The organism is Neobacillus sp. (assembly GCF_031988165.1).
Lineage (GTDB): Bacteria > Bacillota > Bacilli > Bacillales > Cytobacillaceae > Neobacillus > Neobacillus rhizosphaerae.
Genome location: NZ_DALZYO010000041.1, coordinates 1 through 13632, shown reverse-complemented (window position 1 = coordinate 13632; position 13632 = coordinate 1). Strand labels below are relative to the sequence as shown.

Annotated in this window: 12 protein-coding genes; 9 read left to right on the top strand and 3 right to left on the bottom strand. The window is 34.3% G+C overall.

All coding sequences use genetic code 11. The annotated features are described in order from the left end of the window. Nucleotides 1-24 precede the first annotated feature (24 nt). From queC to RTR43_RS20740, 9 genes are all read left to right on the top strand, one after another. Nucleotides 25-678 (top strand): 7-cyano-7-deazaguanine synthase QueC, encoded by a 654-nt coding sequence (gene queC / locus RTR43_RS20780; RefSeq protein WP_312474774.1) that lies wholly within the window; start codon nucleotides 25-27, stop codon nucleotides 676-678. A 3-nt stretch (nucleotides 679-681) separates the two neighbouring features. Then, nucleotides 682-1158: a 6-carboxytetrahydropterin synthase QueD gene (gene queD, locus RTR43_RS20775; RefSeq protein WP_312474689.1), complete on the top strand. Its 477-nt coding sequence runs from the start codon at nucleotides 682-684 to the stop codon at nucleotides 1156-1158. Then, a complete protein-coding gene (queE, locus tag RTR43_RS20770) occupies nucleotides 1155-1883 on the top strand; it encodes a 7-carboxy-7-deazaguanine synthase QueE (protein ID WP_312474687.1) in 729 nt (242 codons plus the stop codon). The genes queD and queE overlap by 4 nt, the downstream gene beginning before the upstream one ends. Nucleotides 1884-1916: 33 nt before the next feature. Further along, nucleotides 1917-2456, top strand: a complete 540-nt coding sequence (locus tag RTR43_RS20765; protein WP_312474684.1) for a VUT family protein — start codon at nucleotides 1917-1919, stop codon at nucleotides 2454-2456. 460 nt (nucleotides 2457-2916) lie between these two features. After that, on the top strand, nucleotides 2917-3240 hold the full coding sequence (locus RTR43_RS20760; protein ID WP_312474682.1) for a nucleoside triphosphate pyrophosphohydrolase: 324 nt from the start codon (nucleotides 2917-2919) through the stop codon (nucleotides 3238-3240). A gap of 39 nt (nucleotides 3241-3279) precedes the next feature. After that, nucleotides 3280-4275 carry an HNH endonuclease gene (locus RTR43_RS20755; RefSeq protein WP_312474679.1) on the top strand — a complete coding sequence of 332 codons (996 nt, stop codon included), beginning with the start codon at nucleotides 3280-3282 and terminating at the stop codon, nucleotides 4273-4275. A 507-nt stretch (nucleotides 4276-4782) separates the two neighbouring features. Further along, complete coding sequence (locus RTR43_RS20750; protein ID WP_312474676.1) at nucleotides 4783-8427, top strand: discoidin domain-containing protein; 3645 nt, start codon at nucleotides 4783-4785, stop codon at nucleotides 8425-8427. 580 nt (nucleotides 8428-9007) lie between these two features. After that, nucleotides 9008-9406 carry a DoxX family membrane protein gene (locus RTR43_RS20745; RefSeq protein WP_312474771.1) on the top strand — a complete coding sequence of 133 codons (399 nt, stop codon included), beginning with the start codon at nucleotides 9008-9010 and terminating at the stop codon, nucleotides 9404-9406. Nucleotides 9407-9635: 229 nt separating this feature from the next. Continuing rightward, entirely contained in the window at nucleotides 9636-10166 is a 531-nt protein-coding gene (locus tag RTR43_RS20740) for a TetR/AcrR family transcriptional regulator (RefSeq protein ID WP_312474673.1), read from the top strand. Between the two features lie 380 nt (nucleotides 10167-10546). Here RTR43_RS20740 and murB read toward each other — a convergent pair whose 3' ends face one another. The 3 genes from murB to RTR43_RS20725 form a co-directional block, all read right to left on the bottom strand. After that, the gene (murB, locus tag RTR43_RS20735; RefSeq protein WP_312474671.1) at nucleotides 10547-11452 is read right to left on the bottom strand and encodes a UDP-N-acetylmuramate dehydrogenase; all 906 of its coding nucleotides are present in this window, start codon (nucleotides 11450-11452) and stop codon (nucleotides 10547-10549) included. Between the two features lie 206 nt (nucleotides 11453-11658). Further along, entirely contained in the window at nucleotides 11659-12789 is a 1131-nt protein-coding gene (locus RTR43_RS20730) for an MFS transporter (RefSeq protein ID WP_312474668.1), read from the bottom strand. Between the two features lie 161 nt (nucleotides 12790-12950). Next, complete coding sequence (locus RTR43_RS20725) at nucleotides 12951-13577, bottom strand: FMN-dependent NADH-azoreductase (protein ID WP_312474664.1); 627 nt, start codon at nucleotides 13575-13577, stop codon at nucleotides 12951-12953. Between the last annotated feature and the right edge of the window lie 55 nt (nucleotides 13578-13632).

The window sequence follows — 13632 nt, the reverse complement described above, 5'->3', positions numbered from 1 at the left end:
TTGAAGGGAGTTTCTTTATAAATGTTGAAAAACGAAAAGGCAATTGTTGTGTTTAGTGGTGGACAAGACAGCACCACTTGTTTATTTTGGGCATTAAAACAATTTAAAGAGGTTGAAGCAGTAACGTTCGATTACAACCAAAGGCATAGTTTAGAAATTGAATGTGCCAAAAATATAGCCAATGAACTTGGTGTGAAACATCATATTTTAGATATGTCATTATTAAATCAACTAGCACCTAATGCGTTAACACGTTCAGATATCGAGGTTACTGATGGTGGTGAAGGGGAACTTCCGTCGACTTTTGTTCCTGGTCGTAACCTTTTATTCCTAACTTTTGCAGGAGTATTAGCGCGTCAGGTTGGAGCCAAGCATTTAATAACAGGTGTTTGTGAAACAGATTTCAGCGGGTACCCAGATTGCCGTGATATTTTTGTGAAATCACTTAATGTCACCTTGAATCTATCAATGGACGATAATTTTGTTATTCATACACCATTAATGTGGTTAAATAAAGCAGAAACATGGGCTCTAGCGGATGAATTAGGAGCGTTTGAATTTGTACGAAAAAAAACATTAACCTGCTACAATGGTGTCATTGCAGATGGCTGTGGGGAGTGCCCAGCTTGTGTTTTAAGAAAAAGAGGGCTTGATGACTTTCTAAATGGGGGGTTTTAAGCGATGGGTTTTAGAATCGTCGATAAACTTCAGAAAATAGATGAGGACATTCATCGTAATGATTTAAAATACCATTCTAAACGTGTATTAGTGAGCAAAGAATTTACCTTTGATGCATCTCACCACTTACATTGCTATGAAGGGAAGTGCAAGAATTTGCACGGTCATACGTACAAAGTTATTTTTGGTTTAAGCGGTTTTGTTGATAAACGCGGCTTAATGATCGACTTTGGCGATATTAAAGACATTTGGAAAAATGAAATAGAAATAGTTCTTGATCATCAGTACCTAAATGAAACCCTTCCATTGATGAATACAACAGCGGAAAACATCGTTGTGTGGATATATGAGAAAATGAAAGATGCATTAGCAACAGAAGAACGAATCAATAAATATGATGTAGCCAGAGTGGAATTTGTCCGCCTTTTTGAAACTCCTACAAGCTATGCAGAGGCCAGAAGGGAGTGGATGGAGGAATGAGTCGGATCCCCGTTTTAGAGATTTTTGGCCCAACCATACAGGGAGAAGGAATGGTAATTGGTCAAAAAACAATGTTTGTCAGAACAGCCGGTTGTGATTATTCCTGCAGTTGGTGTGACTCTGCCTTTACTTGGGATGGCAGTGCAAAAGATGATATTCAGTTAATGACTGCCGAAGAAATTTGGGAAGAATTAAAGACAATCGGCGGTGATAATTTCTCCTTTGTGACGATTTCAGGGGGAAACCCAGCACTGCTGAAAAATTTAGACGTGTTTATTGACCTATTAAAAGAAAATGAAATAAAAATTGGCATCGAAACACAAGGCAGCAGATGGCAAGACTGGTTCTTAAACATAGATGAATTGACCATTTCACCAAAGCCGCCAAGTTCAAACATGGTGACCAATTTTGAAATATTAGATTCTATTTTTAAAAATCTAAACGATCAAAATTTTAAAAATCAAGTGAGTCTAAAAGTAGTGATCTTCGATGAAGCCGATCTAGAGTATGCGAAATTGGTCCATAACCGCTATGTGGATATTCCTTTTTATCTCCAGGTAGGTAACGATGATATTACTAATTTCAATAATAATGAAATGATTCAGAAACTGCTTTTGAAATATGAGTGGTTAGTCAATTGTGCGGTTGCGGACCATCAATTGAATAAAGTAAAGGTTTTACCTCAATTACATGCGCTTATTTGGGGGAATAAGCGCGGGGTATAAATATGAACATTTTTGAAAAGGAGTATGTAACAAATGAGAATACTATTATATTTAATTTCAATTGTAACCGCAAATGTGGTTACTGCAGCCTTCGCTCCATTGAATATTGGAATTTTTATTGTTCCAATGGGAACATTTTTAATTGGAGCAACTTTTATTTTTAGAGACTTGGTCCAAAATAGGTATGGAAGGAAGAAAACTTATTATTTTATAGGAATTGCTTTATTATTATCGGCAGTAATTTCATACTTTCTAGGTGATACGTTAATCATTGTTTTAGCCTCCGCTCTTTCTTTTGTAATAGCTGAAAGCACAGATACAGAAATTTACACAAGATTAAACTTACCTATGAGTTGGAGAGTTTTTTATAGTGGATTAGTTGGTGGATTATTGGATTCAGTCATTTTTGTTATTATAGGACTTAGTCCTTTGGGAGCAAATTTCTTACCATGGGAAGCGGTCCCAGCGGCAATTATAGGGCAAGTAATCTTTAAGACAATCATCCAAGGTATCGCAGCACTGATAATTAACCAGGTAAACAACATATCAAACAAGGATGCAATATCAAATTAGGTCATTTTTTAAGTACTTACCAGCCATGGTAAGTGCTATTTTTTTTCAATCCCGTTTTATTATTAATCCATAAATAAACTGTGCCAGGCACCACCCGAGCAAATGGATAGTGCTCGGTATTTCTTTTTGTATCAATTATAATTTATTCAGGGAAAAGGGTACACATTGTATGAAATGGATATGGTATTATTTAGTAATAGATTGATTTTAAATGTTACAATATTGCAATAATAAGGTATTAGATTACCGTATACTGCTATGCAAAGGTGACACCATTATTAACGCAATGTTAAAAGAGGGAGAAGTTCCATTTATATATATTTTACAATCTATTTGTAGAGCGGAGAAGAAAAAAGAGTTCGCCAAAATTTAGTGAAGCTATTAAAGTTGGAAGCCAACATTACAGGGTTAATAAAAATCTAGATACCAATCCTCAACATTAAATAAAGGAGTATGCATAATGCCTATATATAATAAACTAGTCCGTGATAAAATCCCAAAAATCATTGAAAGTACCGGTAAGGAATGCTCCACAAAAATATTAAATCATGATGAATATATCAAATCACTACAGAAGAAAAGTTTTGAGGAACTCGATGAGTACATAAATAGCAGGAATAATGATGAGGCAATTGAGGAACTTGCGGATTTGTTAGAAATCATTCATTCTTTAGCAGAGTACCATGGGGTTTCGTATACAGAAGTTGATGAAGTTCGGAAAAGAAAGCTGGAGACGCGTGGCGGTTTTAAAGAAAGAATTTATTTAATTGAGGTTGAAGATTAAAAAGAATTCTAGCATCTAAACATAGTGGGGGAAGGGCCAATGAGCCATAAATTACAAGTGGGAGAAATGAAAACAGCCTATTTAATGGATAAAGAAATATGGGCACATTTTAATTTCATCTTCTCTTCAAAATCAAAAAATTCGACTACATACAAGTTTGTCTTGATTAAATCGATTCTAGAAAACTTGTACAATGTGAATGATAAGCTGGAATTACCATACTCAACCTTATTTTCGAGCTTTGCCAAAATATACTGGAACCTGGTTATCCATCATAACCTAAACCAAATTAATATGACAGATAAGAAGGCCGAGGTACAAAAAATACTTCTTGATGTCCAAGCAAAGTATCAAATCCCAAAGACCCTTGTTTTTGATAAGCTATCTCATGAATTGCAGGTTGAGATCATTACCAAAGTAAAGAAGAGATGCAAGATCAATGTCATGGGTGCCATTTACGGTGACACCGGCTGCACTATTTATGATTTTGATAATGGGAAGGAACAGCTAAGACTTAATAGTACTTTTTACTCTTTCATGCAGCGATTCCAACGGGTTTTAAATTATTTGACGAATTATCACCTTGCGTTATTTTTAGAAAAATTTAATGAAAAGGGAGATACGACTAACCTGCTATTGAAAGTCGAAAATGTCTCTAAGCGATCTTCACTTGATCAGTTTTACTTAATACTGTCATCATTTTATAGCGGGAAATGCTTTTATTGTGGTAAAGCCATAAAGAAAGATACCGCTCATGTGGATCACTTTATTCCATGGAGTTTTGTCCAGGCTGATCAACTGTGGAATTTAGTTATCGCTTGCAGCACTTGCAATTTATCCAAAAGTGATAAATTAGCAAAGGAAATATTTTTAGATACATTAATTACCAGAAATGAAACCTTAATTTCTTTACCAGAGCTTAGAAAAAGGGAAGATATACAAGTCTATTCAAGTAAAAAGCTTAAAGAACTATATCATTATTCTGTTGAAAATGGATTTACAGATTTTTGGGTACCAAAGAAAATGATAGTGTGATTAAGAAAAAACTAAATTGGGGTTCCTATTGGTATGGGAATTTTAGAAAAGTAAAACTCAATCAAGTAATGTTGAGTAATTGGTTGGAAAACTGCTAAAAAGTTCTAGAAACAATTAAGCGAATGGGTAGTATCAAAAAATATCGAACCTATGTATTATTTATAAACATAAAAGGAACATATTGAATGCGTTTACAATAGGTGCTATACTATACATGTTATTGCATATTTATCACATGTTACTGATTTGATCAGGCAGAGTGGTTCAATTGAAAGAATTTCGATTCTTTTAGTTTGATACCACTCTGCCTTTTTGCGTTATTTTTTATTGAATAATTTAATGGGTTTTCTTAACTACTTTAGACCAATCAAAATCAATCACCGTTTAGCTTTGCATTCCATAGAAAGGAGGTATGCCGAGGAAAAAGGTCCTTTTTCTATCGTCTTCCTATTCAATATCGCAGAAGAATGGTCACTCTTTAAAACTATTATTCGAGGTGGGATGAAATTGAGGTTAGGAAAAAAGAAGAATTTTTATGTCAGTTTACTATGCATTTTATGTATGTTAATGGCATATTTTCAGCCCGCAGCTAATGCATCAGCAGAAGTTCAAAACCCTAATTTAGCACTAGATAAACCTGTTAAAGTTTCTGGATTGGAAGTGAATGACGGGAGATTAGCAGCAGATTTTGCTGTAGATGGACTCCGCTCAGGAAAATCAAAGAATGGAATATCGGATGCGAGATGGTCTTCTAATAAAAGAAGTACCACTAATCCTAATGCACCTCAATGGATTTATGTAGATATAGGAGCAGAACAGACAATTAGACAAATAAAAGTATTGTGGGAAAAAGCGTATTCTCCAGACTATGAGGTTCAAGTTAGTAATACAGCAAATGAAGAAGATTGGAAAACAATCGGTCATTACACGGATGCTTCAGAAGCAAACTTAGAAAAAATCATTAATTTACCTCAATCTGAAACGGCAAGATATGTACGAGTGAAAGCGAACAAATCGCGAAACACACCTGCTCCTGGTGTCACTCAATTACTAAATGTCTCCATCTGGGAGCTGGAAGTTTATGAACATATTCAGTTTAACAATTCACAAGACGTTGTTAACTATATGAGTGACATGAAGCCTGCACTTTCTAATGATGGTAAAAAAATTTTTTTACCTGATTCTCCAGACCCAAGATATGAAGTTTCTTTATTTGGATCGGATAATAAACAGATTATCGATATGAATCTGAATTACTATCAACCAATTAGTGATAGTAAGGTAAACATTTTGTACAAAGTAACCAATAAAAGTGACAGTAAGAATTTTGCTATTTCTTCCAATGATATTCCAATTAATGTCGAAGGAAAATATCAACATGAAGAAGGTGATAACCCGGTTCCGAACGTTATACCTGGTCTGAGAGAATGGAAGGGTTATACTGGTAATTTTGAACTTGAAAAAGGAGCTAGTTTAGTGGTAGATTCGTCTGCCCCGGATACTTTAATGGAAACTGCTCGAGGTATTCAATCCTATTTTAAAAATATGGTAGGAAAAGAGATTAATGTTCATAAAGGCTCGAAGGCAAGAGTTGGGGATATTTTTTTAACAATCGACAATACGAAACATCATTTAGGTGAGGAAGGGTACACTCTTGAGATCACCGATAAAATTATAGTGAGTGCTCCAAAAACAAAAGGGATCCTTTATGGAGGGATTTCCCTTACGCAAATCTTATATCAATCAGACAATAAAAATAGCATTCCTAAAGGAATAGCAAGAGACTATCCAAAATATGAAGTACGCTCAGGAATGCTGGATGTTGGCAGGATGTATATTCCGTTAGACTATGTTCAAGAAATGACAGAATATATGGCATGGTTTAAGTTAAATGAAATTCAATTGCACATTAATGATTATTGGGGCGCAGCAAATTATCAAGCTTTTCGGGTAGAAAGTAAAAAATATCCAGAAATTAATGCAAAGGATGGGTACTATACACAGGAAGAGTACATTGCTTTTCAAAAGAATATGAAAAAGGTTGGAATAGATGTTGTCACAGAAATTGATACACCATACCATGCGGAAAGCTTTAGAGCTGTGAATCCGGACATGATGCTTTCCAAAGGGGCTTTAGACATTACCACCTCGGAAAAACAAAAATTGGTTTATCCATTTATTGAGTCCCTTTTTGATGAGTTTCTTGGGGATAGTCCAACTGATGAAAATAGGGTCATTCAAAGTAGTAAATTCCATATGGGTACGGATGAGTATGATAAGAAATATTCAGAGCAAATGAGAGCCTATACGGACCATTTTATTAATTATATTAATAATAAAGGGTATGAAACAAGACTTTGGGGATCAATTGGAAAAAATGGCTTCAATGGAAATACCCCGGTAAGCAATAAGGCAACGATGAATATTTGGGCTCCGTACTGGTCTGATGTAAAGGAAATGTACGGTTTAGGCTATGACATTATCAATACGTGCGGAGGAGATCTGTATATTGTTCCTGTTGGAAATGCAGGGTATCCGGATTATTTGGATATAAAAAATAGATATGATTCATGGGAAGTAAATGATTTGAATAACAACGGTAGAGGAAATGGCGGAGCAACCATGCCATTTGCCCATCCACAAACAAAAGGTGCAGAATTTGCGGTATGGAATGATATGACTTCATTCTCGGGCGGTTTATCAAGTTATGATATTTTTAATCGAATGAAAGATGCAGTTGTGTTAGTTTCCGAAAAAACTTGGTACGGAGAAAAAACAGCTGGTCAGACCTCTGAGCAGTTTATGGAACGGGTGAATGCGGTTCAAAATAAAATCCCACCATCTAACCCTTCGAGATTCGTTGAGTCCAAAACAGATGTAGTCCTTAAATATGATTTTGAATCGATGAAGAATAACAAAGTTAAAGACTTATCAGGAAATGAATATGATTCAAAAATCAAAGGCCGACCGAACCTTGTCGATGGTTATGATGGGAAATCCCTACAGTTGGATGGGGATAATTTCATTGAACTTCCTTTGTCAGGGATAGGATATCCATATTCGGTTTCGTTCGATATTAAACTAGATGAAGGGTCTCTTAACGATGCTACCTTGTTTTCTGGGAAAGATGGAGATTTTTATTTGAACTTAAACCAAACAGGTAAGCTGGGTTATCAAAGAAATGAGAAAACGTCTGATGGAAGCTTATCAAAATTTGAAAACTATACGTTTAGCCACAATTACTCACTAAAAGAAAACGAATGGCAGAATGTTGTTCTTGTTGGCGATAAAAAGAAAACGACTTTATTTATTAATGGAAAACAAGTTTCTACTTCTCAGCAAACGAATAAGCTGGGCGGCCGGGTCAATGACTCCTCGACCTTTGTCCTGCCTTTGGAAAAAATCGGGCAAGGAATCAAAGGAAAAATCGACAACATTACGGTAATGAATAAAGCTCTATCAAGCAATAACATTAAAAATATTTTATCTTACGATCCTGGTCAAAGAAATGTTGCTTACCAACAAAAAGTAACCACCTCTTCGGAATACAATCAGTCTCAACGTGCAGCAAATATAACGGATGGGGATTTATTAACTAGATGGGGCTCCCAGTACAATATTTCAGCTGCTGAGGCTGATAATCAATGGATTATGGTAGAACTAGATGATTCTCGCAGCATAGATACAGTGAAGCTTTTTTGGGAACGAGCCAGGGCAGAGAAATATACATTGCTTGCTTCAAAGGATGGAAATACTTTCGAGGAAGTTTATTCATATCCAGCTACAAATGGAGTTAGCGCCGGTGATATTGATACAATCCATTTAAAAGATGTAGATGCTAAGTATTTAAAAGTAATCATGACGGAAAGAAAAACGGTAAATGGTACTAAGTACGGCTATAGTTTATATGAGTTGGAAGCATACGGTAAAACGGACATTGCTGGAGCGGAGAAATTATTGGAAGAGGCAGAAAAACTGGTTAATGAGCCAACAAAAGGTGCAAAAGCAAATAAAGAAAGAATGGAGCTGATTGCTGCAAAGAATGAACTGGAGTCGTATTTAGGAAGCGATAAAGAGTTTGACGGATTCACGTTCCATGTTTTGATTAGAACACTTGAAACGAGAATGGATAGTTACAGGAATAGACTATAGTTGAAGTGTCAGTCTTTCATTACGTTCAATCCCCGGATCCATTAGTGGAAACGGGGATTTTGATTTGCTTAGTTATGTATTTTGTGTTTTTCATACAATTCTTTCATTTTCCTTGTAATTGTAGATTTAAAATAAAGATTGATAATTTGTAAAAAAGTTCAATAATTTATAATAAAGTTTGATTAAATTCCTGTACTAAATTTTTCTTTTTATGTTCTTGAAGATGTTGTAAATAAAATCCAGTATGTTATTCCATTAAAGGGCCAGTTTGTGGAATAACACGATTAAAAAAATTGGTAAGGCTGAAGAAATTGTGAGGGTTTTCACTTAAAATGTAGCTCCTTAAATCCCCTAAATCTCAACTCCATACAATTGCAAGAATTGTTCACGTAATGGACATGATTTTCATGTGACCTCCTATTGAAAAATTTTTTTTATTTAGTACAATATTAGTAACTCATGAGTTACTAACTAACGAGTTAGTATAACCACTTTAAAGTGTCGTCTTCTGGAAATGTTTATTGTATTTTTACTTAGAAAAGAAGTTATATTAAAAAAGGAGTTTTTACTTTTGAAAAAGGTGTCTTTGGTTCTTCGTTATTTATTCGCTGTTTTCTATATTTATTCCGCGCTCGGGTTTCTTTTTGGTTTTATGCCTTTGCCTAAGATGACAGGCATGGCACAGCATTTAATAGACGCAGAGGTGTCTTCAGGTCTTATGACCTTTGTGAAAATTACGGAGTTAGTTGGAAGTATTTTGTTATTATCTGATCTTTTAGCACCTTTGGCGTTAGCTTTATTAGCACCAATTACCATAAATATTCTTTTCTTTATTTTGGTGCTGAATCCTTCATTAACCGTTTTAGGAGTAAGTATGTTCTTGGTTCATTTGGTTTTAGTATTAAATTACCGGGAAAGATATATGTTGCTTTTCAAAAAAATGGATTCATCTAAACGTTCTCAAAAGATTGTCGCTTAATTAAATACGTGTTCATACTAGGGGATGGGTTGACATCCCCTTTTTTTTCTTGACATTGCCGAAAACCTAAGGATAATATTGAAGAGTATTGAAAAGCATAGTTATAAAGTGCATTACAAGTAACTCGATAGTTACTAAAGTATAAATCCAATAATACTCTACACATGAGATAGGTGATTATTAAGTGGCTCGGGACCCTAACAAGGCTGTGAAAAGCAGAGAAAGCATTATGAATTCAGCGATTAGTGAATTTGCGCGAGTTGGTTTTCATCAAGCAAAAATATCAGATATTGTAGCCAACGCTGGCTTTTCACAAAGAACTTTCTATATTTACTTTGAGAATAAGGAAGCTCTTTATATGGAGATTTTAGAGAACTGGAAGAATAAGTTAATCCAACAATTTATAATTGGAAAAAATGACCCGAATAATCAAACTAATACCCGTAAAAGATGGGAAGAAATATTCAAATTTATGGCATATAATCCCGATTATACACGAGCTGTTTATTTTCTGAATCCTTATATTGAAGAAATAAGAAAAGAAATACTGAATTCTTTAATCCAAATTATGACTTGGGAGCAGGAAAATGAATATCTCAGGAAGGAAGTAAGTATTGGTATTTTAGCCGAGTCTACTTTAGCAACGATTGAGAGCTTAACTTTACGATACGTATTAAATGGAAAGGAAAGCTCTATATTTCTTGCTGAACAAATATCGGATATATATATAAATGGTGTAAGACAAAAAAATCATAAATAATTGAGAGGAATTTATATGAAAGATTTTCCTCAACTTAATGATTTGTGAACTTGTGAAGAACTGAACTTAAAAGGGCGATTATGGAACAAAGGCAATAGCTTTTTTTCTTTGTGAGCTAAAGACACATGTTATTATAAGAAAGTCACTGAGAAAACAAAAAAGCTTCTTATTATTAATCACAACAAAAAAGAGCTAGGTCTTCTAGCTCTTTTTTGTTGTGATATTAATGTGAATCAAGATTTAGATAGTAATCAAAGTCGCGGGTTATCTGTACAAACAAATTCCATTTCTTCTCCCGAATTCTCTTTTTTATTTTCAATTTAATTGTAAAAATTTCCTTTTTGGCAATAAAACAACTTTAGATTGAAACAGCTTACTCTTTAATCTTCTCCTAATATTTTAACTTCTGGTTCGAGAACCACACCGAATTTTGCGTTAACTGTATTTTGAATGTAAGATATCAATTTAAGATAATCAGTAGAAGTAGCTGATCCGACATTAACTATAAAACCGGCATGTTTTTTTGAAACTTGTGCTCCTCCTATTTGTTTTCCTTGTAGTCCACTATCTTGAATCAATTTACCCGCGAAATATCCTGGAGGACGTTTGAAAACACTTCCGCAAGATGGATATTCTAGGGGTTGTTTTGATTCTCTCAGGAAAGTAAGATCGTCCATTTTTGTTTTTATTTCATTAAATTTTCCCGGAGTTAAGCCAAAAGTAGCCTCTAGAACTAAGTAACCGTTTTGTGCAATGCTGCTTTTTCTATAATCTAATTCCATTTCATTTTTTGACAAAGTTAAAAAGTCGCCATTTGTATCCAGAACAAGAGCTTCTTGCAGCACATCGGATACTACTCCTCCATAGGCTCCTGCGTTCATATGAAGAGCACCACCTATTGAACCAGGTATTCCGCAAGCAAATTCTAATCCGGATAAACTATTTTTAAGTGCAAAGCGGGAAACTTCAATAATACCTGCGCCGCTTTGAGCTTTAATTTTATTATTGGATAAATGAATATTATTCATCGTAGTTAAAATTAATACGATTCCGCGGATTCCACCATCTTTAATAATTAGATTTGAACCATTACCTAAAATTGTTGTAGGGATATTATGTTTTAAAGAATATTTATATACATTTTGTACTTCTTGATACGTTTTTGGTGTTATGATTAAATCACCTTTTCCACCAGTTTTTGTAAAAGTATAGTTGCTTAATGGCTCATTTGTTTTTATGTTTTCCGCATTTAATATAGATGTTAAATCATTATATATTGTTTTCATTACGAACTCCTATAAAAATGTTTTTATAAAAAAGTACCGATATATTTCGTTTAATTTAAAAATAAAAGCTTACAGTTTATCCTCTTATGGTGTAAAAATTCAAGGCGAAAAATGGATAAAACACTTTATTTTAAGAATCCGATTATTTCGTGAAGATTTTTACTTTTGGAACACAAAATAAAGAGCTTTTTTCGTAAATTAAATGGTTATTTTAGTGTCTTTTTTACAAACAAAATAAAAATTAACAAACTAATAAATCCAGATATTGCACAAACAACAAATAGCATTTGATATCCCATGAGCTGTGAAACAAATCCAAGAATAATAGCTCCTAAACCAATCCCTAAATCAAAAGCAGTAAAAAATGTAGCATTCGCTACCCCTATTTTTTCTGGTGGAGCTAATCGTATAATTGCTACTTGAAGAGCAGGTTGTGCCGATCCGAATCCAATTCCGTACAAAATTGCTGTAATAACTAGTCCTACAAGCCCTTTTGTCATTGTTAGGACTAATAGCGCGACTATCAGTGTAATAAGGGCAGGGGTAATAATGACCCCTTCTCCATATTTATCAGAAATCTTCCCTGCAAGCGGTCTAATAACTGTAAGTGTGACAGCATAAACTAAGAAAAAAGTACCAACATTAACTTGGATTTTTGCTGCGAAGAGGGGTAAATATGTTGTAATGCCACCAAAAGTAATAGTTAGAAAAAATGTAACAATAGCTAGTGGTAAGACTGTTTTTTCAAAAAATGATATTGGTTTTTTTGATGTATTTTGAACCGTTCGAATTTTTGTACCAAGTGAAAGTATTAATGCAATAATTGCTAATGTTGTGCATAGAAGAAATAAATAATGAAATGAAAATGATTTTGCTACCCAAAGACCTAATATTGGTCCTAAAGCCATGCCTAAAGTCATTGCAAGTCCATACCATCCCATTCCTTCTCCACGACGAGATGGTGGAATAACATCAGTCACAGCCGTTCCAATCGAAGTTGTAGCAGATGCCCAGCTGATTCCATGGAGGATCCGTAATATCACTAAAAATATAACTCCTGTTACCCAATCATAAAAGTACATTGTTATTGCAAAAAATAGTAGTCCGCTTATTATAAATATACTTCGACCATATCGATCCATTAATCCTCCAATAATAGGACGAAAAATTACTGATGATATTGTAAACACTCCAATAATAAATCCAACTTGAGATTCACTTCCACCTAATTGTTTAATAAACATAGGAAGTGTCGGCATTAGTAAATAAAAACCACTAAATAGTAATAATGCTGTAATTGTCAGCATTATATAGTTTTTTGTCCATAAACGTTCCATTATAATGTAAATCCTTCTTTCTATCGTTTATAAGTAGAGAGTGTAAAGCTCAAATCAATTGGTGCTAACTGTCCAAATGTAACAAAATAAGCGAATAAAAAAGCAGTACCACCGCTATAAAAGTGGGGTACTACCATTTTGAGTGACAAGTGTTTTGTTAATTAGAACGTACTTGCTACTTTAACAGCTTTTTCAAGCCCGACGGCAATAATTTCTTCTGCTTTATCAGGGAATTGGTTGTGACCTTCAATCACTACTTTCTCTAAATCTTTTACCCCGAAGAAGCTCAACATACTTGCTACATATTTAACAGCCATTTCTATTTCAGCTGCTGGTCCTTTAGAATATACACCGCCACTTGCGTTTAATAATGCAATTTTCTTATTTCCAATAAGACCTACTGGACCTTCTGGCGTATATTTAAATGTTTTGCCCGCGCGGTTTAAGTAATCAATATATGTGTGTAGTACAGCTGGGATTGTTAAATTCCATAACGGGAAAGCAAATACAACTTTATCAGCTGCAAGGAATTGATCTAAATATTTATCAGCAACAGCTACTGTTTTTGCTTCTACTGCTGTTAAATCAAGTCCTCTGCTAGCCTTAAATGTACCGTTAATCATATCTACTCCTACATATGGCAATTCTTCATTGTATAAATCAAGCTCTACTACTGTATCATTTGGATGTGATTCTTCGTAGCTCGCTAAAAAAGCCTCATATAATTTCACACTAACCGCTTGATTTGCTGGACGATTGTTTGCTTTTACGAATAAAACTGTTGTCATTCTCGTTTCCTCCTGTTACTCACTCTTACGTTGTTATCTATTTACTCACTAAAAA

Excerpts from the sequence above, each read along its gene's own strand:
- queD (WP_312474689.1), top strand. The coding sequence starts at position 682 with ATGGGTTTTAGAATCGTCGATAAACTTCAGAAAATAGATGAGGACATT.
- queE (WP_312474687.1), top strand. The coding sequence starts at position 1,155 with ATGAGTCGGATCCCCGTTTTAGAGATTTTTGGCCCAACCATACAGGGA.
- RTR43_RS20765 (WP_312474684.1), top strand. The coding sequence starts at position 1,917 with ATGAGAATACTATTATATTTAATTTCAATTGTAACCGCAAATGTGGTT.
- RTR43_RS20760 (WP_312474682.1), top strand. The coding sequence starts at position 2,917 with ATGCCTATATATAATAAACTAGTCCGTGATAAAATCCCAAAAATCATT.
- RTR43_RS20755 (WP_312474679.1), top strand. The coding sequence starts at position 3,280 with ATGAGCCATAAATTACAAGTGGGAGAAATGAAAACAGCCTATTTAATG.
- RTR43_RS20740 (WP_312474673.1), top strand. The coding sequence starts at position 9,636 with ATGAATTCAGCGATTAGTGAATTTGCGCGAGTTGGTTTTCATCAAGCA.
- murB (WP_312474671.1), bottom strand. The coding sequence starts at position 11,452 with ATGAAAACAATATATAATGATTTAACATCTATATTAAATGCGGAAAAC.
- RTR43_RS20730 (WP_312474668.1), bottom strand. The coding sequence starts at position 12,789 with ATGGAACGTTTATGGACAAAAAACTATATAATGCTGACAATTACAGCA.
- RTR43_RS20725 (WP_312474664.1), bottom strand. The coding sequence starts at position 13,577 with ATGACAACAGTTTTATTCGTAAAAGCAAACAATCGTCCAGCAAATCAA.